Annotated in this window: 22 protein-coding genes and 1 riboswitch; of the genes, 18 read left to right on the top strand and 4 right to left on the bottom strand. The window is 58.6% G+C overall.

Translation table 11 applies throughout. The annotated features are described in order from the left end of the window. Nucleotides 1-2: 2 nt before the first annotated feature. The 4 genes from cbiB to pduF all read right to left on the bottom strand — a co-directional run bounded on the left by cbiB (nucleotide 3) and on the right by pduF (nucleotide 4,908). Nucleotides 3-962, bottom strand: coding sequence for an adenosylcobinamide-phosphate synthase CbiB (cbiB, locus tag ACSIPU_RS26690; RefSeq protein ID WP_004105111.1), 960 nt, complete (start codon nucleotides 960-962; stop codon nucleotides 3-5). Next, nucleotides 959-2,338 carry a cobyrinate a,c-diamide synthase gene (locus ACSIPU_RS26685; RefSeq protein ID WP_196558184.1) on the bottom strand — a complete coding sequence of 460 codons (1,380 nt, stop codon included), beginning with the start codon at nucleotides 2,336-2,338 and terminating at the stop codon, nucleotides 959-961. The genes cbiB and ACSIPU_RS26685 overlap by 4 nt, the downstream gene beginning before the upstream one ends. Nucleotides 2,339-2,426: 88 nt before the next feature. Beyond that, nucleotides 2,427-2,717: riboswitch (cobalamin riboswitch) on the bottom strand. Nucleotides 2,718-3,007: 290 nt separating this feature from the next. Next, entirely contained in the window at nucleotides 3,008-3,919 is a 912-nt protein-coding gene (gene pocR, locus ACSIPU_RS26680) for a transcriptional regulator PocR (RefSeq protein ID WP_064370267.1), read from the bottom strand. Between the two features lie 188 nt (nucleotides 3,920-4,107). Then, on the bottom strand, nucleotides 4,108-4,908 hold the full coding sequence (pduF, locus tag ACSIPU_RS26675; RefSeq protein ID WP_004105118.1) for a propanediol diffusion facilitator PduF: 801 nt from the start codon (nucleotides 4,906-4,908) through the stop codon (nucleotides 4,108-4,110). 525 nt (nucleotides 4,909-5,433) lie between these two features. Between pduF and pduA the strand changes: the two genes are divergently transcribed. Genes pduA through pduU form a run of 18 tightly spaced genes read left to right on the top strand, consistent with a single transcriptional unit; the run spans nucleotide 5,434 to nucleotide 19,590 of the window. Next, complete coding sequence (pduA, locus tag ACSIPU_RS26670; RefSeq protein WP_001183618.1) at nucleotides 5,434-5,718, top strand: propanediol utilization microcompartment protein PduA; 285 nt, start codon at nucleotides 5,434-5,436, stop codon at nucleotides 5,716-5,718. Then, nucleotides 5,715-6,527: a propanediol utilization microcompartment protein PduB gene (gene pduB / locus ACSIPU_RS26665; protein WP_004105122.1), complete on the top strand. Its 813-nt coding sequence runs from the start codon at nucleotides 5,715-5,717 to the stop codon at nucleotides 6,525-6,527. The genes pduA and pduB overlap by 4 nt, the downstream gene beginning before the upstream one ends. A gap of 18 nt (nucleotides 6,528-6,545) precedes the next feature. Further along, nucleotides 6,546-8,210, top strand: coding sequence for a propanediol dehydratase large subunit PduC (gene pduC / locus ACSIPU_RS26660; protein WP_004105132.1), 1,665 nt, complete (start codon nucleotides 6,546-6,548; stop codon nucleotides 8,208-8,210). A 10-nt stretch (nucleotides 8,211-8,220) separates the two neighbouring features. Then, on the top strand, nucleotides 8,221-8,895 hold the full coding sequence (pduD, locus tag ACSIPU_RS26655) for a propanediol dehydratase medium subunit PduD (RefSeq protein WP_004105135.1): 675 nt from the start codon (nucleotides 8,221-8,223) through the stop codon (nucleotides 8,893-8,895). Between the two features lie 14 nt (nucleotides 8,896-8,909). Further along, nucleotides 8,910-9,431 carry a propanediol dehydratase small subunit PduE gene (gene pduE / locus ACSIPU_RS26650; protein WP_196558183.1) on the top strand — a complete coding sequence of 174 codons (522 nt, stop codon included), beginning with the start codon at nucleotides 8,910-8,912 and terminating at the stop codon, nucleotides 9,429-9,431. Between the two features lie 15 nt (nucleotides 9,432-9,446). Then, entirely contained in the window at nucleotides 9,447-11,279 is a 1,833-nt protein-coding gene (gene pduG / locus ACSIPU_RS26645; protein WP_196558182.1) for a propanediol dehydratase reactivase alpha subunit PduG, read from the top strand. After that, nucleotides 11,269-11,619, top strand: a complete 351-nt coding sequence (gene pduH / locus ACSIPU_RS26640; RefSeq protein ID WP_004105142.1) for a propanediol dehydratase reactivase beta subunit PduH — start codon at nucleotides 11,269-11,271, stop codon at nucleotides 11,617-11,619. Before pduG ends, pduH begins: the two co-directional genes overlap by 11 nt. Nucleotides 11,620-11,638: 19 nt before the next feature. Further along, nucleotides 11,639-11,914, top strand: a complete 276-nt coding sequence (pduJ, locus tag ACSIPU_RS26635; RefSeq protein WP_001057755.1) for a propanediol utilization microcompartment protein PduJ — start codon at nucleotides 11,639-11,641, stop codon at nucleotides 11,912-11,914. Nucleotides 11,915-11,917: 3 nt separating this feature from the next. Continuing rightward, nucleotides 11,918-12,400: a BMC domain-containing protein gene (locus tag ACSIPU_RS26630; RefSeq protein WP_086075064.1), complete on the top strand. Its 483-nt coding sequence runs from the start codon at nucleotides 11,918-11,920 to the stop codon at nucleotides 12,398-12,400. After that, the gene (locus ACSIPU_RS26625; RefSeq protein WP_004115022.1) at nucleotides 12,400-13,032 is read left to right on the top strand and encodes a phosphate propanoyltransferase; all 633 of its coding nucleotides are present in this window, start codon (nucleotides 12,400-12,402) and stop codon (nucleotides 13,030-13,032) included. Before ACSIPU_RS26630 ends, ACSIPU_RS26625 begins: the two co-directional genes overlap by 1 nt. Further along, nucleotides 13,029-13,520 carry a microcompartment protein PduM gene (pduM, locus tag ACSIPU_RS26620; RefSeq protein ID WP_024274643.1) on the top strand — a complete coding sequence of 164 codons (492 nt, stop codon included), beginning with the start codon at nucleotides 13,029-13,031 and terminating at the stop codon, nucleotides 13,518-13,520. Before ACSIPU_RS26625 ends, pduM begins: the two co-directional genes overlap by 4 nt. A 3-nt stretch (nucleotides 13,521-13,523) precedes the next feature. Continuing rightward, nucleotides 13,524-13,799: a propanediol utilization microcompartment protein PduN gene (pduN, locus tag ACSIPU_RS26615; RefSeq protein ID WP_000549823.1), complete on the top strand. Its 276-nt coding sequence runs from the start codon at nucleotides 13,524-13,526 to the stop codon at nucleotides 13,797-13,799. A gap of 9 nt (nucleotides 13,800-13,808) precedes the next feature. Then, nucleotides 13,809-14,819: a two-domain cob(I)yrinic acid a,c-diamide adenosyltransferase PduO gene (gene pduO / locus ACSIPU_RS26610; protein ID WP_196558181.1), complete on the top strand. Its 1,011-nt coding sequence runs from the start codon at nucleotides 13,809-13,811 to the stop codon at nucleotides 14,817-14,819. Beyond that, on the top strand, nucleotides 14,816-16,207 hold the full coding sequence (pduP, locus tag ACSIPU_RS26605) for a CoA-acylating propionaldehyde dehydrogenase PduP (RefSeq protein ID WP_016809893.1): 1,392 nt from the start codon (nucleotides 14,816-14,818) through the stop codon (nucleotides 16,205-16,207). Before pduO ends, pduP begins: the two co-directional genes overlap by 4 nt. An 11-nt stretch (nucleotides 16,208-16,218) precedes the next feature. Then, a complete protein-coding gene (gene pduQ, locus ACSIPU_RS26600) occupies nucleotides 16,219-17,331 on the top strand; it encodes a 1-propanol dehydrogenase PduQ (protein ID WP_049094905.1) in 1,113 nt (370 codons plus the stop codon). Further along, on the top strand, nucleotides 17,328-18,683 hold the full coding sequence (pduS, locus tag ACSIPU_RS26595; RefSeq protein WP_196558180.1) for a cobalamin reductase PduS: 1,356 nt from the start codon (nucleotides 17,328-17,330) through the stop codon (nucleotides 18,681-18,683). Before pduQ ends, pduS begins: the two co-directional genes overlap by 4 nt. Nucleotides 18,684-18,685: 2 nt before the next feature. Then, nucleotides 18,686-19,240 (top strand): propanediol utilization microcompartment protein PduT, encoded by a 555-nt coding sequence (pduT, locus tag ACSIPU_RS26590; RefSeq protein ID WP_000075777.1) that lies wholly within the window; start codon nucleotides 18,686-18,688, stop codon nucleotides 19,238-19,240. After that, complete coding sequence (gene pduU / locus ACSIPU_RS26585) at nucleotides 19,240-19,590, top strand: propanediol utilization microcompartment protein PduU (RefSeq protein ID WP_000441103.1); 351 nt, start codon at nucleotides 19,240-19,242, stop codon at nucleotides 19,588-19,590. The genes pduT and pduU overlap by 1 nt, the downstream gene beginning before the upstream one ends. Nucleotides 19,591-19,593: the final 3 nt, after the last annotated feature.

Genomic DNA, 19,593 nt, shown 5'->3' with positions numbered 1-19,593 from the left:
CCTCAGGCTGCGCCGACCAGCCAGAACCGGATCGCCATAAACAGCGCCAGCGCCAGGGTCGAAGACACCCACATCAGTCGAATCGTTCGGGAAATATCGTCTACGGAAACGTCGCGCGTCGCCTCGCCAATCCACGGCTTCTCCACGCGCTGACCAAAGTAATCGTTAGGGCCGCCAAGCCGGATGCCGAGCGCCCCGGCGACGGCGGCCTCCGACCATCCGCAGTTTGGGCTGCTGTGGTTGTAGCGATCGCGCCAGCCGATGCGCAACGCGCGGCCACTCGCTTCACCACAGAGGAGAGCGGCGAGGCTGATAAGCAGCCAGCTCAGGCGAGCGGGGATAAAGTTGGCGACATCATCAAGGCGGGCGCTAACCATGCCGATGGCGCGGTATTTTTCGTGCTTATAGCCGACCATCGAATCCAGGGTGTTGACCGCTTTATAGGCCATCGCCAGCGGCGCGCCGCCGAGCAGCAGGAAGAAGAGCGGCGCGATAATCCCGTCAACGGTGTTTTCCGCCACCGTCTCAACAACCGCGCGATTAATCTGCTGCGGCGCAAGCTGCGACGTGTCGCGCCCGACAATCCATGACAGCTTGCTACGGCTTTCCGCCAGATCCCCCGCGCGCAGCGGTCGCTCGACGTCCCGCGCCGACTGCGCCAGACAGCGTCCGGCCAGCACGGTGAAAATCATCCAGACCTCAACCAGCCAGCCAAGCCACGGATGAATCCTCTGCGCCAGCGTCAGCACGCCCCAGCAGACGCCCCACGTCAGTCCGACTACAACTATCCACATCACCCCGCCGCCGATGCGCAAGGCAACATCGCTACGGCAATAGCGGCGCACGCCGCGCTGAACGGCGGCGATCAGGTTGCCAATCCAGCGCACCGGATGCGGCCAGCTTTGCGGATCGCCGATGATAAAATCGAGAAGCCAGGCAACGCCCCATGCCAGTAGCGTCATAGCGCGCTCCTTGCCGCAGCCAGCCAGTGGTTGAGCATGGTGGGGCGCTGCGCAAAGTGCAGGTGCAGATAGCTGGCGAACGCGTTGCCCACCTGCCAGCCGCCGGACCACTGCTGAAGGGTCATACCGTCGCGGACCTTGCGGCAGGCCAGAACCGCCGGGGACTCGGGAGTAAAATCCGAGTAGTGAAATTCATGTCCGCGCAGGGTTTCGCCCGGCGCCGCCAGCAGCGTTTTGCGCATAGCTCGCGCCTCGCAGTAGCCAAAGCGGGTAAGCCGTTTGCCCATTTTGCTATGGCCGGGAATAAGGTTGGCCATCGGGTAGATATCACCGTTGACGTCTTCCAGGGAGCTGCCGAGATACATCAGACCGCCGCATTCGGCGTAAATCGCCACCCCGCGCCGGTGTGCCTCCTGCAGCTGCGCCAGCATCGGCGTATTGGCCGCCAGCGCGGCAGCATGAATTTCCGGATAGCCGCCGCCGAGCCAAATCATCTGGCACGGTGGAAGCTCGCTATCGTGCAGCGGGCTGAAGCGCACGATATTCACTCCGCAGCGTTCAAGCAGCGAGAGGTTATCCGGGTAGTAAAAGTTGAAGGCCTCGTCGTCGGCCAGCGCCAGCGTCAGGCCCGCGCCAGCATCAGGGGACGGCAGCGTCGGCCACTCCCCGGCAGGTAGGATGGAGAGCTGGCTGAGGGTAAGAAGCTGTTCAATATCCAGCGTTTGCGCCAGCGTTTGGGCAAAATCGCGCCACGGCTGCTGGTTAACCAGCGACTCGCGGGCGGTAACCAGTCCCAGATGGCGTTCGGGTAACGCCACCCCTTCCACTCGCGGTACGTAGCCGAGCACCGGCAGCTCGCAGTAGCGTTCAATGGCGCCTTTGAGAAGCTGATAATGGCTTTCGCTGTTGACGCGATTGACGATAACGCCGGCAATGTTAAGACTGGGGTCGAAGTGTTGAAATCCCATCACCGTGGCGGCGATGGAGGTGGAAACCGCTTTGCCATCTACCAGCAAAATGACCGGACAGCCGAGCTGTTTAGCCATCGCGGCGGTGCTGCAGTAGCCTGGGTCGGTACCGAAGCCGTCATACAGCCCCATCACGCCCTCAATGACCGCGATATCCGCCCGCTGCATCTGTTCGCAAAATAGCGCGTTAAGCACCGGCTCCGGGAGCATAAAGCTGTCGAGGTTGCGGGAAGCGACGCCGCTGACGGCGGTGTGCCAGCCGGTGTCGAGGTAGTCCGGGCCGACTTTGCAGGGCTGAACCCGCATGCCGCGCTGCTTCAACAGGCTGAGCAGGCCAAGCGTGACCGTAGTTTTACCACAACCGCTGCCGGTACCTGCAAGAATGAATGCGTGCTGCCTGGCTGCCATACCCCGATCCTGTGCCGGGTGGTAGGGCTGCGTGCATTCCCAGTCTTTCGACTGTACGCATCTGAGCAACCCACTTCCCACCGAAGTTGTTGATTATTACCGACAGGCAGGTCTTCTGGCTTAGCGTCGTCCTCTCCCATCCTTCCCAATCCGGTAAGCAGATCAGTGGTCATACCCGTCATACTTCACGTTGTATGTGCGTTGGCTTTACTTGTTCACCCCAGTCACTTACCTGTGTAAGCTCCTGGGGATTCACTCGCTTGCCGCCTTCCTACAACGCGAATTATTTAGCGTATATATGGGTTCGTCAGCATCACAGCAGCGGGGGCTGCGGGGGATTCACACCCCCTTCCCTGGCGCCTGTCGATTTTATCGAGCGGGATGAAACCCACTCGAATGATTCCCGGAACATCTTACGGAAGCAGGATGGCTCCCGTCGTGTTTAATTTTTAATTACCAAAGCCGTTTCATTACGCCGATGGCGCGCTGAAAGCCATTTCGGATATCACTCTATCTCATCAAATAAATAAAAACTGGTGCAGCTTATCGCTCTCTCATTATTATTTTGTTGCGCTATGACAATTTATTGCTCTGAATGAGATATTTTCATTTTATAATGAGCCAGATACGCGGGCATAACAAAAATCGGCAATAACAAATTATTGTCATTTAAAATGACTCAGTTTGTGATCTGGCGTTAATTTGCTGGCGATAGGCCTGCGGAGTCACCTGATAGGCCTGGCGAAAAACTTTGCAAAAATAGCTGGTTTGCGAAAATCCTAAATTCCGCGCAATGCTGGCGATGCTCCAGTCGCTGTGGCAAAGCAGCTCTTTGGCGCTCACCATCCGCTGATGGTTCACCCAGGCATTAAAGCCAATACCCTGATATTTTTTGAACAGCTTACTGAAGTAATAGGGGCTGAGATAAACGTGAGCGGCGACGTCTTCCAGGCGAAGCTCATCGGATAAATGGGCATCAATGTAGCGCAGCGCCTTCTTCATTTTACTGTCATGAGGGCTGGCAACGCGGCTGGCGCGCGCAGGTTCCGGCTGCTGGGGATTATCTTTAATCACCACAAAGTTGAGCTGTTTTTTAAGGCAGTTTTCGACGATAAGCTTCAGTAAATCAGCAGAAGCAATCACTCTGGAGTAGTCCATTTCCGGCACGTCGCGAAACGCTTTAAGCAGCTCAGGGTCGGCCTGCCAGCGGTCATCCACGTTGAGGATATCGACCAGTTCAACATCGTTGCTTAAGCGCACCTGGCCGCAAAGCACAAAGCCCACAAGGTGCCCGGCAATGACCAGAGGAATGGAGAAATCGGTTAACCCGGCGTGGCAGCGGTAGATACAGAGCTGATCGGTTTTAGACGCCTCAAGCCCGCCGCAGCGGTCGCTCATTCGACAGCGGGTGCTGTGCTGGGGATGCTGGCGCATCAGCTGGCAAAAAGGTGTGAAGTTAAACAGTTCAGATATTTCATCACCATGAATATTGACGACCACCACCGCCAGACTGGTGGCCTGCGCAAAATCCTGTGCGATTTTATTAATGAGTTCTGAGTTCAGTGTGCTCGCAGAAATCATGATAAAACCTCTCAGTTAATTTTTTGTTATAAATAAAACATTTCTTTAATATTTACTTCCTTTCATCATCAATTGCCGCCAACGATAAAAGAATAATACGATAGCAAAAGTCTCCCATCCGTGGGAGACGTTTTTGGCGAGTTCGTGATACCGGTTCATGAAAATTTTTGGCTATTTCAGCCGTGACCTTAATCCTCTAATTTACAGGTATTACACGGTAGATTATTACCAATCAGATAACGATAGATGGCCGCGCCGAGACAAGCGCCGATCAGTGGCGCAATAATCGGCACAATAAAGTACGGAATATCCCTTCCGCCGGTCATCGCGATATCGCCCCAACCCGCCATCCACGTAAACAGCTTCGGCCCAAAATCACGCGCCGGATTCATCGCAAAGCCGGTCAGCGGCCCGGTTGAAGCGCCAATTACCGCCACCAGCAGGCCGATCAGCAGCGGGGCCAGCGGCCCTTTCGGTACGCCGTTGCCGTCGTCGGTCAGCGCCATAATCATCCCCATCAGCATGGAGGTGATCACCACTTCAACCAGCGCCGCATGCCAGATGCTCAGCGATGCCGCCGGGTAGGTGCTGAAAATACTCGCCAGCTGCAGGCTCTCTACGCTGCCGCGCGCGATATGGTGGGCGGATTCAAACTCGGTAAACATCGTGCTGTACAGCACATAGGCCAGCACCGCGCCGCCAAAGGCGCCGGCAACCTGTGAAACGATATAGGGGAAAACTTTTCGTCCGGGAAAGCAGGCAAACAGCCATAAAGCGACGGTCACCGCCGGGTTGAGATGCCCGCCGGAGATCCCCGAAGTCAGATACACGGCAAGCGAGATCCCCAACCCCCAGATAATGCATATCTCCCACAGTCCGAGGCTGGCTCCCGCCACCTTTAACGCGCTCAGGCAGCCGATGCCGAAAAACAAAAATAACCCGGTGCCCAAAAACTCGGCGGTACATTGCGCTTTTAACGAATCATTCATTATGACACCTTCTTAGCAGAGTTCGTGTCCTGACCAGCCAACATCCTGCTGGCAGTAGAGTACAACGGGCACCACTATATGAACTCCCGTCCGCAAATTGTTGGCAACCTGCTGACGGCAGCCTCCGGAAAATTCGGGCATCAATAACAAATTATTGTCATTAAATAACTCAGAATTGCATTGCTCACGCGCGGCTTTCGCAATTATGCCACCGCCATGGCATGCAAAAATATTGCTAAAACCAACTCATCGTTTTCCAACAAACATCACAAATCAGTTTCTCGCGCATAGCAGATAAAATTAAAATCGTCATGAACAAATTTGTAAATATGGAATATACAAAACAAGATAATCACATAAGCGAAAATAAAAATAACAAATAAAATCAAATATTTAAATAAATAAACGACAATTTTATATTATCCAACACCCACTATTTTTTCACCATCAAATTGAAGTCAGCCATTCTTTTTCCTCGCATCTTCTTATAGTCCCAACTATCGGAACACTCCATGCGAGGTCTTTATGCAACAAGAAGCACTAGGAATGGTAGAAACCAAAGGCTTAACCGCAGCCATAGAGGCCGCTGATGCAATGGTTAAGTCAGCCAATGTGATGTTAGTGGGCTATGAAAAGATTGGCTCCGGGCTGGTAACCGTCATCGTGCGCGGCGATGTTGGCGCGGTAAAAGCGGCCACCGATGCGGGTGCCGCCGCCGCACGTAACGTGGGTGAAGTGAAAGCCGTACACGTCATCCCACGCCCTCACACCGATGTAGAAAAAATCTTACCGAAGGGAATTAGCCAATGAGCAGCAATGAGCTGGTTGAACAGATCATGGCTCAGGTGATTGCCCGCGTGGCAACGCCGGAACAGCAGGCCATCCCTACTGAAAACCATCCAATACGAGAGACGGCTATGGCAGAAAAAAGCTGCAGTTTAACGGAATTTGTCGGGACCGCCATTGGCGACACCCTGGGTCTGGTTATCGCCAACGTCGATACCGCCCTGCTGGACGCGATGAAGCTTGAAAAGCGCTATCGCTCCATCGGCATTCTCGGCGCCCGTACCGGCGCAGGCCCGCACATTATGGCGGCGGACGAAGCGGTGAAAGCCACCAACACCGAAGTGGTCAGCATTGAGCTTCCGCGCGATACCAAAGGCGGTGCAGGCCACGGTTCGTTGATTATTTTAGGCGGCAACGACGTTTCCGACGTTAAGCGCGGGATTGAAGTTGCGCTGAAAGAGCTCGACCGCACCTTCGGCGATGTTTACGGCAATGAAGCCGGACATATCGAACTGCAGTACACCGCCCGCGCCAGCTACGCCCTGGAAAAAGCCTTCGGCGCGCCGATTGGCCGCGCCTGCGGCATTATCGTCGGCGCACCGGCCTCCGTTGGCGTGCTGATGGCCGATACCGCCCTGAAGTCAGCCAACGTAGAAGTCGTGGCGTATAGCTCTCCGGCGCACGGCACCAGCTTCAGTAACGAAGCCATCCTGGTGATTTCCGGCGACTCCGGCGCGGTCCGCCAGGCAGTCACCTCCGCGCGCGAAATCGGTAAAACCGTCCTTGCGACCCTCGGTTCTGAACCGAAAAACGATCGCCCGTCCTACATCTGATACCCACGAGGCTGATTCATGAGATCGAAAAGATTTGAAGCACTGGCGAAACGCCCTGTGAATCAGGACGGCTTCGTTAAGGAGTGGATCGAAGAAGGCTTTATCGCGATGGAAAGCCCGAACGATCCGAAACCGTCGATAAAAATCGTTAACGGCGCGGTGACCGAGCTGGACGGGAAACCGGTGAGCGATTTTGACCTGATCGACCACTTTATCGCCCGCTACGGCATTAACCTGAATCGCGCCGAAGAAGTGATGGCGATGGATTCGGTTAAGCTGGCCAATATGCTGTGCGATCCGAACGTTAAACGCAGCGAAATCGTCCCGCTGACCACCGCGATGACGCCGGCAAAAATTGTCGAAGTGGTTTCGCATATGAACGTCGTTGAGATGATGATGGCGATGCAGAAAATGCGCGCCCGCCGCACCCCATCCCAGCAGGCGCACGTCACCAACGTCAAAGATAATCCGGTACAGATTGCCGCCGACGCCGCCGAAGGCGCATGGCGTGGATTTGACGAACAGGAAACCACCGTTGCGGTAGCGCGCTACGCGCCGTTCAACGCCATCGCGCTGCTGGTCGGCTCGCAGGTAGGCCGTCCGGGCGTACTGACTCAGTGCTCGCTGGAAGAAGCCACCGAGCTGAAGCTCGGCATGCTGGGCCACACCTGCTACGCCGAAACCATCTCCGTCTACGGTACCGAACCGGTCTTTACCGACGGCGACGACACGCCGTGGTCGAAGGGTTTCTTAGCCTCCTCCTACGCCTCTCGCGGTCTGAAAATGCGCTTCACCTCCGGCTCCGGCTCCGAAGTGCAGATGGGCTACGCCGAAGGCAAATCCATGCTTTACCTGGAAGCGCGCTGCATCTACATCACCAAAGCCGCGGGCGTACAGGGGCTGCAAAACGGTTCCGTTAGCTGCATCGGCGTGCCGTCTGCGGTGCCTTCCGGCATTCGCGCGGTGCTGGCGGAAAACCTGATCTGTTCGTCGCTGGATCTGGAGTGCGCCTCCAGTAACGACCAGACCTTCACCCACTCCGATATGCGTCGTACCGCGCGTCTGCTGATGCAGTTTCTGCCGGGGACCGACTTTATCTCTTCCGGTTATTCCGCGGTGCCGAACTACGACAACATGTTCGCCGGTTCCAACGAAGATGCCGAAGACTTTGACGACTACAACGTCATCCAGCGCGACCTGAAGGTGGACGGCGGTCTGCGTCCGGTTCGCGAAGAAGATGTTATCGCCATCCGTAATAAGGCTGCCCGCGCGCTGCAGGCCGTTTTTGCCGGAATGGGGCTGCCGCCGATTACCGATGAAGAAGTGGAAGCCGCGACCTACGCCCACGGTTCGAAAGATATGCCGGAGCGCAACATCGTCGAAGACATCAAGTTCGCCCAGGAAATCATCAATAAAAACCGCAACGGCCTGGAAGTAGTGAAAGCGCTGGCGCAGGGCGGGTTCACCGACGTGGCCCAGGACATGCTCAACATCCAGAAAGCCAAGCTGACCGGAGACTATCTGCATACCTCCGCAATTATCGTCGGCGATGGGCAGGTGCTGTCAGCCGTCAACGACGTTAACGACTATGCCGGTCCGGCAACGGGCTATCGCCTGCAGGGCGAACGCTGGGAAGAGATTAAAAACATCCCTGGCGCTCTTGATCCCAACGAGATTGATTAAGGGGTGAGAAATGGAAATTAATGAAAAATTGCTGCGCCAGATAATTGAAGAAGTGCTCAGCGAGATGAAGGGCAGCGATAAACCCGTCTCGTTTACTGCGCCAGCGGCCTCCGCGGCGCCCCAGGCCACGCCGCCCGCCGGCGACGGCTTCCTGACGGAAGTGGGCGAAGCGCGTCAGGGAACCCAGCAGGACGAAGTGATTATCGCCGTCGGCCCGGCTTTCGGCCTGGCGCAGACCGTCAATATCGTCGGCATACCGCATAAGAGCATTTTGCGCGAAGTCATTGCCGGTATTGAAGAAGAAGGCATTAAGGCGCGCGTGATTCGCTGCTTTAAATCCTCCGACGTGGCCTTCGTCGCCGTTGAAGGCAATCGCCTGAGCGGTTCCGGCATCTCTATCGGCATCCAGTCAAAAGGCACCACGGTGATTCACCAGCAGGGGCTGCCGCCGCTCTCTAACCTGGAGCTGTTCCCCCAGGCGCCGCTGCTGACCCTGGAAACCTATCGCCAGATTGGTAAAAACGCCGCCCGCTATGCGAAACGCGAATCGCCGCAACCGGTCCCGACGCTGAACGACCAGATGGCGCGGCCAAAATACCAGGCGAAATCGGCCATTTTGCACATTAAAGAGACCAAGTACGTGGTAACGGGCAAAAACCCGCAGGAACTGCGCGTGGCGCTTTGATAAAGGATAACTCCATGAATACCGACGCAATTGAATCGATGGTGCGCGACGTATTAAGCCGCATGAACAGCCTGCAGGGCGAGGCGCCGACGGCGGCTCCGGCGGCAGACGGCACGTCCCGTAGCGCAAAGGTCAGCGACTACCCGCTGGCGAACAAACACCCGGAATGGGTGAAAACCGCCACCAATAAAACGCTGGACGACTTTACGCTGGAAAACGTGCTGAGCAACAAAGTTACCGCCCAGGATATGCGTATTACCCCGGAAACGCTGCGCTTACAGGCTTCTATCGCCAGGGACGCGGGCCGCGACCGGCTGGCGATGAACTTCGAACGCGCCGCCGAACTGACCGCGGTACCGGACGATCGCATTCTTGAAATCTACAACGCCCTCCGCCCCTATCGCTCGACGAAAGAGGAGCTGCTGGCGATCGCCAACGATCTCGAAAGCCGCTATCAGGCGAAGATTTGCGCCGCTTTCGTTCGCGAAGCGGCAACGCTGTACGTCGAGCGTAAAAAACTCAAAGGCGACGATTAATTACAGGGGTATGTGATGCGATATATAGCTGGCATTGATATCGGCAACTCATCGACGGAAGTCGCCCTGGCGACTCTGAATGAGGCTGGTACGCTGACAATCACCCACAGCGCGCTGGCGGAAACCACCGGGATCAAAGGCACGTTGCGTAACGTGTTCGGTATTCAGGAGGCGCTCACCCTCGTCGCCAGAGGCGCCGGGATCGCTGTCAGCGATATTTCGCTCATCCGCATTAATGAAGCTACGCCGGTGATTGGCGATGTGGCGATGGAAACCATTACCGAGACCATCATCACCGAATCGACCATGATCGGCCATAACCCGAAAACGCCCGGCGGCGCGGGGCTTGGCGTGGGCATCACCATTACGCCGCAGGAGCTGTTAACCCGCCCGGCGGACGCGCCCTATATCCTGGTGGTGTCGTCGGCGTTCGATTTTGCCGATATCGCCAGCGTGATTAACGCTTCCCTGCGCGCCGGATATCAGATTACCGGCGTCATTTTGCAACGCGACGATGGCGTGCTGGTCAGCAACCGGCTGGAAAAACCGCTGCCGATTGTTGACGAAGTGCTGTACATCGACCGCATTCCGCTGGGAATGCTGGCGGCAATTGAGGTCGCCGTCCCGGGGAAGGTCATCGAAACGCTCTCTAACCCCTACGGCATCGCCACCGTATTCAACCTCAACGCCGAGGAGACGAAAAACATCGTCCCGATGGCTCGCGCGCTGATTGGCAACCGTTCCGCCGTGGTGGTCAAAACGCCATCCGGTGACGTCAAAGCGCGTGCGATACCCGCCGGTAACCTTGAGCTGCTGGCCCAGGGCCGGAGCGTACGCGTAGACGTTGCCGCTGGCGCCGAAGCCATCATGAAAGCGGTCGACGGCTGCGGCAAGCTCGATAACGTCACCGGCGAGTCGGGGACCAATATCGGCGGCATGCTGGAACACGTGCGCCAGACCATGGCCGAGTTGACCAACAAGCCCAGCAGCGAAATATTCATTCAGGATCTGCTGGCCGTCGATACCTCGGTGCCGGTGAGCGTCACCGGCGGTCTTGCCGGGGAGTTCTCGCTGGAGCAGGCCGTGGGCATCGCCTCAATGGTGAAATCGGATCGTTTGCAGATGGCGATGATTGCCCGCGAAATCGAGCAGAAGCTCAATATCGACGTGCAGATCGGCGGCGCCGAGGCCGAAGCCGCCATTCTGGGCGCGCTGACCACGCCGGGTACCACCCGACCGCTGGCGATCCTCGACCTCGGCGCAGGCTCCACCGATGCCTCCATCATCAACCCCAAAGGCGAAATCATCGCCACTCACCTCGCCGGAGCTGGCGATATGGTGACGATGATTATTGCCCGCGAGCTGGGGCTGGAAGACCGCTATCTGGCGGAAGAGATCAAGAAGTATCCGCTGGCCAAGGTGGAAAGTCTGTTCCATTTACGCCACGAGGACGGCAGCGTGCAGTTCTTCTCCACGCCGCTGCCCCCCGCCGTATTCGCCCGCGTCTGCGTGGTGAAACCGGACGAACTGGTGCCACTACCCGGCGACTTAGCGCTGGAAAAAGTACGCGCCATTCGCCGCAGCGCCAAAGAGCGGGTCTTTGTCACCAACGCCCTGCGCGCACTGCGTCAGGTCAGCCCCACCGGCAACATTCGCGATATTCCGTTCGTGGTGCTGGTCGGCGGTTCGTCGCTGGATTTCGAGGTCCCGCAGCTGGTCACCGATGCGCTGGCGCACTACCGCCTGGTTGCCGGGCGGGGAAATATTCGCGGCAGCGAGGGCCCCAGAAACGCGGTGGCCACCGGCCTGATTCTCTCCTGGCATAAGGAGTTCGCACATGGACAGTAATCACAGCGCTCCGGCTATTGTGATCGCCGCCATCGACGGCTGCGACGGCCTGTGGCGCGAAGTGCTGCTGGGTATCGAAGAGGAAGGCATTCCTTTCCTGCTCCAGCATCACCCGGCCGGGGATGTCGTGGACAGCGCCTGGCAGGCGGCGCGCAGCTCGCCGCTACTGGTGGGCATCGCCTGCGATCGCCATACGCTGGTCGTGCACTACAAGAATTTACCCGCATCGGCGCCGCTTTTTACGCTGATGCATCATCAGGACAGTCAGGCCCAACGTAACACCGGTAATAACGCGGCACGGCTGGTCAAAGGGATCCCGTTCCGGGATCTGAATAGCTAAGCAACAGGAGAACAGCAGTATGAATAACGCACTGGGACTGGTTGAAACAAAAGGGTTAGTAGGCGCCATTGAGGCCGCCGATGCAATGGTGAAATCGGCCAACGTGCAGCTGGTCGGCTACGAAAAAATTGGCTCGGGTCTGGTGACCGTAATGGTTCGCGGCGATGTCGGCGCGGTCAAAGCGGCGGTAGATGCGGGCAGCGCGGCGGCAAGCGTCGTAGGCGAAGTGAAATCCTGCCACGTGATCCCGCGTCCGCACAGCGACGTTGAGGCCATTTTACCGAAATCAGCCTGATTGATGGCGAATAAGGAGCACCGCGTGAAGCAATCACTGGGATTACTTGAAGTTTGTGGTCTGGCACTGGCTATTAGCTGCGCCGATATCATGGCGAAATCCGCTTCTATCACGCTGGTCGCCCTCGAAAAGACCAATGGTTCAGGCTGGACGGTCATTAAAATTACCGGTGATGTGGCCTCAGTACAGGCGGCCATCACCACCGGTGCACAGTTTGCCGAACAGCGAAACGGTCTGGTGGCTCATAAAGTCATCGCCAGACCCGGAGAAGGGATCCTGCCCGCAGAGGCTCCCCCCCCCTCCGTCATGGAACCTGAGCCTGAAGAGTCAGAGACGGCTAATGTCGTTTCTGAAGCGCCAGCAGAAGAGCCCCTCCAGCAACAAGGCGTGGTCAGCTGCAACCTGTGTCTGGATCCAAAATGTCCGCGCCAGAAGGGCGAGCCGCGCACCCTTTGCATTCATCCCGGCAAGCGAGGTGAAGCGTAATGGATAAACAGCTTCTCGAATCAACGGTCAGTAAAGTCCTCGACGAGATGCGTCTGCGGCCCATTCCGCTGGGGGTTTCAAATCGTCATATCCACCTGTCGGCGTCGGATTATGAACGCCTGTTTCCTGGCCATCCCATCAGCGAGAAAAAAGCGCTGCTGCAGCCGGGACAGTACGCTGCGGAGCAAACCGTCACCCTGGTAGGGCCGAAGGGGCAGCTTAAAAATGTGCGCCTGCTCGGCCCACTGCGTTCGGTAAGCCAGGTGGAAATATCGCGTACCGATGCCAGAACCCTGGGGGTTGCGGCGCCGCTGAGAATGTCCGGCGATCTGAAAGGGACGCCGGGCATCCGTCTGGTCAGCCCCTATGGCGAACTGACGCTGTCGTCAGGGGTTATCGTCGCGCAGCGGCATATTCATATGTCGCCGCTCGATGCGCTGATCCTGCGGGTTTCCCACGGCGATAGGGTCTCCGTGGCCATTGAAGGCGACGAGCGCGGGCTGATTTTCAACAACGTGGCGATTCGCGTTTCACCGGATATGCGTCTCGAAATGCACATTGATACCGATGAAGCCAACGCCGCTGGCGCCGATAATCCGCAGGCCTTTGCCCGGCTGGTAGGCCCGCGATGAACGGCGAAGTTCTGCAGCGCATCGTGGAGGAAATCGTCTCCAGGCTGCAGCGTCGCGCCCACAGCACGGCGACGCTGAGCGTTGCGCAGCTGCGCGATGCCGACTGCCCCGGGCTGTTCAGCCAGCACGCCTCGCTGCGCATCCTGCTTGTCGACCTGCCGCTGCTGGGCCAGCTGACGGAGGCGGAAACCGACGATCCTGCGGCCCGGAAAATTCACGACGCGCTGGCTTTCGGCATCCGCGTGCAGCTCACCCTGCACAGCCAGCTGCTGCCGGTTATCCCGGTCAAAAAACTGGCGCGCCTGCCGACGATCTTCACCGACGAGCGCGGGCTGCCGCTGATCCTGCACGCAGGATCGGTGCTGAGCTATCGCGACGTCGCGCAGCTGGGCCAGGGTCGCCTGGTTATCCACCGCAAATGCATCGTGACCGCGCTGGCGCGCGAAGCGGCACAGGCGCGGCATATTCAATTAATTAAGCAGGAGTAAATCATGCATCTGGCACGAGTCACGGGCGCGGTTGTCTCCACGCAAAAATCGCCTTCCCTGATCGGCAAAAAGCTGCTGCTGGTGCGGCGGGTCAGCGCCGATGGCGAGCTTCCCGCCTCGCCGACCTCCGGCGATGAAGTCGCCGTGGATTCCGTCGGCGCGGGGATCGGCGAGCTGGTTCTGCTCAGCGGCGGCTCCAGCGCCAGGCACGTTTTTTCCGGGCCAAACGAGGCCATCGACCTCGCCGTTGTCGGCATTGTCGATACGCTTTCACGTTAAGGAGCGAATATGGCGATTTATACCCGAACGGGCGACGCTGGCACCACCTCACTCTTTACCGGCCAGCGGGTGAGTAAAACCCACCCGCGGGTTGAAGCCTACGGCACGCTGGATGAGCTGAACGCCGCGCTGAGCCTGTGCGCCTGCGCCGCCGCGGATGAAAAACACCGCGCCTTACTTGAGGCCATCCAGCAGCAGCTTTTTTGGTTTAGCGCAGAACTGGCCAGCGACAGCGAACGGCCGTCACCGAAACAGCGCTACATCAGCAGCGAAGAGATTTCCGCTCTGGAAGCCGCCATCGATCGGGCCATGGCCCGCGTCGAACCGCTGCACAGTTTTATTTTACCCGGCCGCTGCGAAGCCGCGAGCCGCCTGCATTTTGCCCGCACGCTGGCCCGCCGGGCCGAACGGCGACTGGTTGAGCTGGCGGCGGAAGTCAACGTGCGCCAGGTGCTGATGCGCTACATCAATCGCTTGTCAGACTGCCTGTACGCCCTGGCGCGCGCGGAAGATAGCGATGCGCACCAGAACAACATCATTCGTGAAGTGAGCCGGCGCTATCTGGCCGCCACTCTACCGAGCCGCAGCAAGGAGAAGACGCCCCTGGACCTTTCATTCCACGATCTGCACCAGCTCACCCGCGCCGCCGTTGAGCGCGCGCAGCAGCTTCAGGTGCCGGTGGTGATCAGCATCGTTGACGCACACGGCACCGAAACCGTGACCTGGCGGATGCCGGACGCCCTGCTGGTCAGCAGCGAACTGGCGCCGAAAAAAGCCTGGACCGCGGTGGCGATGAAAACGGCGACCCATGAGCTGAGCGAGGCCGTTCAGCCGGGCGCCGCGCTTTATGGCCTCGAAACGCATTTGCAGGGAAAAGTGGTTACCTTTGGCGGCGGTTACGCCCTGTGGCGCGACGGCTCATTAATTGGGGGTCTTGGCATCAGCGGCGGCAGCGTTGAACAGGACATGGATATAGCACAGACCGCCATCGCGGCCATTAACGTGGGAACTCATCAATGAATACTTCTGAACTCGAAACGCTTATTCGCACCATTCTTAGCGAACAGTTAACCCCAGCCCAAACGCCGAACCCGGCGCAGGGCAAAGGGATTTTTCAGTCCGTGAGCGAGGCCATTGATGCCGCGCATCAGGCGTTCTTACGTTATCAGCAGTGCCCGCTAAAAACCCGCAGCGCCATCATTAGCGCAATGCGTCAGGAGCTGACGCCGCATCTGGCCGCCCTGGCGGAAGAGAGCGCCAATGAAACGGGGATGGGCAACAAAGAAGATAAATTTTTGAAAAACAAAGCTGCGCTGGACAACACGCCGGGCGTGGAAGATCTCACCACCACGGCACTGACCGGCGACGGCGGCATGGTGCTGTTTGAGTATTCGCCATTTGGCGTTATCGGGTCGGTCGCACCGAGCACCAACCCGACGGAAACCATCATTAATAACAGCATCAGCATGCTGGCGGCGGGCAATAGCGTCTACTTCAGCCCGCATCCGGGAGCAAAAAAGGTCTCACTGAAGCTGATTAGCATGATTGAAGAGATTGTTTTCCGCTGCTGCGGCATCCGCAATCTGGTGGTTACCGTAGCAGAACCCACTTTCGAAGCCACCCAGCAGATGATGGCCCATCCGCGCATTGCGGTTCTGGCCATTACCGGCGGCCCGGGTATTGTGGCGATGGGCATGAAGAGCGGTAAGAAAGTCATTGGCGCTGGCGCGGGTAACCCGCCCTGCATCGTTGATGAAACGGCGGATCTGGTTAAAGCGGCGGAAGATATCATCAACGGCGCCTCGTTCGATTACAACCTGCCCTGCATTGCCGAGAAGAGCCTGATTGTGGTGGAGAGCGTCGCCGAACGTCTGGTGCAGCAAATGCAAACCTTCGGCGCGCTGCTGCTGAGCCCTGCCGACACTGACAAACTCCGGGCCGCCTGCCTGCCTGAAGGCCAGGCGAATAAAAAACTGGTCGGCAAAAGCCCATCAGCCATGCTCGAAGCGGCCGGGATCGCCGTTCCGGCGAAAGCGCCGCGTCTGCTGATAGCGCTGGTTAACGCCGACGATCCGTGGGTCACCAGCGAGCAGCTGATGCCGATGCTGCCGATAGTGAAAGTTAGCGATTTCGATAGCGCGCTGGCCCTGGCGCTGAAGGTTGAAGAAGGACTGCATCATACCGCCATTATGCACTCGCAGAACGTGTCGCGCCTGAACCTCGCGGCCCGCACCCTGCAAACCTCGATATTCGTCAAGAACGGCCCCTCTTATGCCGGGATCGGCGTCGGCGGCGAAGGCTTTACCACCTTTACTATCGCCACGCCGACCGGTGAAGGGACAACCTCGGCGCGCACGTTTGCCCGATCCCGTCGCTGCGTGCTGACCAACGGCTTTTCCATTCGCTAACCGAGGTCGCGATGAAAACTTTCTCACTACAAACGCGGTTGTACAGCGGTCAGGGTAGCCTGGCGGTGCTCAAGCGCTTTACCAACAAGCACATCTGGATTATCTGCGATGGCTTTCTTGCGCGCTCGCCGCTGCTGGAAACCCTGCGTCAGGCGTTGCCCGCAGATAACCGCATTAGCGTCTTTAGCGAGATAACCCCGGACCCCACTATCCACACCGTGGTACAGGGCATTGCGCAAATGCAGGCCCTGCAGCCGCAGGTGGTCATCGGCTTCGGCGGCGGATCGGCAATGGATGCGGCGAAAGCTATCGTCTGGTTCAGTCAGCAGAGCGGCATCAGCATCGAAACCTGCGTGGCTATACCGACCACCAGCGGTACCGGTTCAGAAGTAACCAGCGCCTGCGTAATTAGCGATCCGGATAAAGGCATCAAGTACCCGCTGTTCAACAATGCGCTCTATCCCGATATGGCGATCCTTGACCCGGAGCTGGTGGTCAGCGTGCCGCCGCAGATTACAGCCAACACCGGCATGGACGTGCTGACCCACGCGCTGGAGGCGTGGGTCTCTCCGCACGCCAGCGACTTTACCGACGCGCTGGCGGAAAAAGCCGCCAAACTGGTGTTCCAGTATCTGCCCACCGCGGTGGAAAAAGGCGACTGCGTGGCGACGCGCGGGAAAATGCACAATGCCTCAACGCTTGCCGGGATGGCGTTCAGCCAGGCGGGGCTGGGGCTTAACCATGCTATCGCCCACCAGCTTGGCGGGCAGTTTCATCTCCCGCACGGACTGGCCAACGCGCTGCTGTTGACCGCGGTTATCCGCTTTAACGCCGGTCATCCGCGCGCCGGAAAACGCTACGCGCGGCTGGCCAAAGCCTGCGGCTTTTGTCCGGCAGACGCCAGCGATAGTACGGCGATCAATGCGCTGATCCAGCAAATCGAACGGCTCAAGCAGCGCTGTGCGCTGCCGTCACTGGCGGTCGCGCTGAAAGAGGGACGTGCCGAGTACTCAGCGCGCATTCCGGCCATGGTGCAGGCCGCACTGGCTGACGTGACCTTGTGCACGAATCCTCGCCCGGCCAGCGCCGGGGAAATTCAGGAACTGCTGGAGGAACTGCTATGAGTACCGCCGTCAACGCTGTTGAAATGGCCAGAAGCGCCGAGGAGATCCGCGAGCGCGTGCGCGCTGCGGGCGTAGTCGGCGCGGGTGGAGCGGGTTTTCCCGCCCACGTGAAGCTGCAGGCGCAGGTGGAGATCTTTCTGGTTAACGCCGCCGAGTGCGAACCGATGCTCAAGGTCGACCAGCAGCTAATGTGGCAGCAGGCTGCACGTCTGGTCCGCGGCGTGCAGTACGCGATGACGGCAACCGGCGCGCGCGAAGGGGTGATTGCCCTGAAAGAGAAGTACCGCCGGGCTATCGACGCCCTCACCCCGCTGCTGCCTGCCGGTATTCGCCTGCATATTCTGCCGGATGTCTATCCCGCAGGCGATGAGGTGCTGACTATCTGGTTAGCTACCGGTCGACGGGTCGCACCCGCCGCGCTGCCAGCCAGCGTTGGGGTCGTGGTGAATAACGTACAAACGGTGCTCAATATTGCCCGTGCGGTTGAGCAGCAGTTTCCGGTGACCCGCCGCACGCTAACCGTTAACGGCGCGGTCGCCCGACCGCTGACCGTCACCGCCCCCATCGGCATGTCGCTGCGCGAAGTGCTGGCGCTGGCGGGCGGCGCGACGGTCGACGACCCCGGTTTTATTAACGGTGGCCCGATGATGGGCGGCCTGATGACTGCTCTCGATAGCCCGGTAACCAAAACTACCGGCGGCCTGCTGGTGCTGCCCAAAAGCCATCCGCTTATCCAGCGGCGGATGCAGGACGAGCGCACGGTGCTTTCCGTGGCCCGTACCGTCTGCGAACAGTGTCGCCTGTGTACCGATCTCTGCCCACGGCATCTGATCGGCCACGAACTCTCCCCGCACCTGCTGGTGCGGGCGGTGAACTTTCATCAGGCCGCCACGCCCCAGCTGCTGCTGAGCGCGCTCACCTGTTCGGAATGCAACGTCTGCGAAAGCGTGGCCTGTCCGGTGGGGATCTCGCCGATGCGCATCAACCGCATGCTGAAACGCGAGCTGCGCGCGCAAAACCAGCGCTATGAAGGACCGCTCTATCCGGCCGACGAAATGGCGAAATATCGCCTCATGCCGGTGAAGCGACTGATCGCCAAACTGGGGCTGAGCCCCTGGTATCAGGAGGCGCCGCTGGTGGAAGACGAACCGGCAGTAGAATCAGTGACTTTACAGTTGCGCCAGCATATCGGCGCCAGCGCGGTAGCGAACGTTGCAGTGGGAGAACGCGTTACCCGCGGGCAATGCGTTGCCGATATCCCGGCAGGCGCATTAGGCGCGCCGGTTCACGCCAGCATCGACGGCGTGGTTGCGGCCATCAGCGAACAGGCCATCACGGTTGTAAGAGGTTAACCATGTCTCAGGCTATAGGAATTTTAGAACTCACCAGCATTGCCAAAGGAATGGAACTCGGCGATGCGATGCTGAAAAGCGCCAACGTCAATCTGCTGGTCAGCAAGACTATCTGCCCGGGTAAGTTTCTGTTGATGCTCGGCGGGGATATCGGCGCCATTCAGCAGGCCATTGAAACCGGCACTTCGCAGGCCGGCGAAATGCTCGTCGACAGCCTGGTGCTGGCGAATATCCATCCCAGCGTACTCCCGGCCATCAGCGGCCTGAACAGCGTAGACAAACGCCAGGCGGTCGGCATCGTTGAAACCTGGAGCGTTGCGGCCTGCATCAGCGCCGCGGACCGGGCGGTGAAAGGCTCCAACGTCACCCTGGTACGGGTGCATATGGCCTTCGGCATCGGCGGTAAATGCTACATGGTGGTGGCGGGCGACGTTTCCGACGTCAACAACGCGGTTACGGTAGCCAGCGAAAGCGCGGGTGAAAAAGGGCTGCTGGTTTATCGTTCGGTGATCCCGCGACCGCATGAAGCCATGTGGCGACAGATGGTGGAGGGATAATGGAAAGACAGCCAACAACGGATCGCATGATTCAGGAATACGTTCCCGGGAAACAGGTAACCCTCGCGCACCTGATTGCCAATCCCGGGAAAGATCTCTTTAAGAAACTCGGCCTGCAGGATGCGGTGTCCGCCATCGGCATCCTCACCATTACGCCCAGCGAAGCGTCGATTATCGCCTGCGATATCGCCACCAAATCCGGCGCGGTGGAGATCGGTTTTCTTGACCGCTTTACCGGCGCCGTGGTGCTGACCGGCGACGTTTCCGCCGTCGAGTACGCCCTCAAGCAGGTGACGCGCACCCTGGGCGAGATGATGCAGTTTACTACCTGCTCAATAACCCGGACGTAGCGC

The organism is Klebsiella sp. HN106 (genome assembly GCF_051209435.1).
Taxonomy (GTDB): Bacteria; Pseudomonadota; Gammaproteobacteria; order Enterobacterales; family Enterobacteriaceae; genus Klebsiella; species Klebsiella oxytoca.
This window is presented reverse-complemented; position numbering and strand designations above follow the sequence as displayed.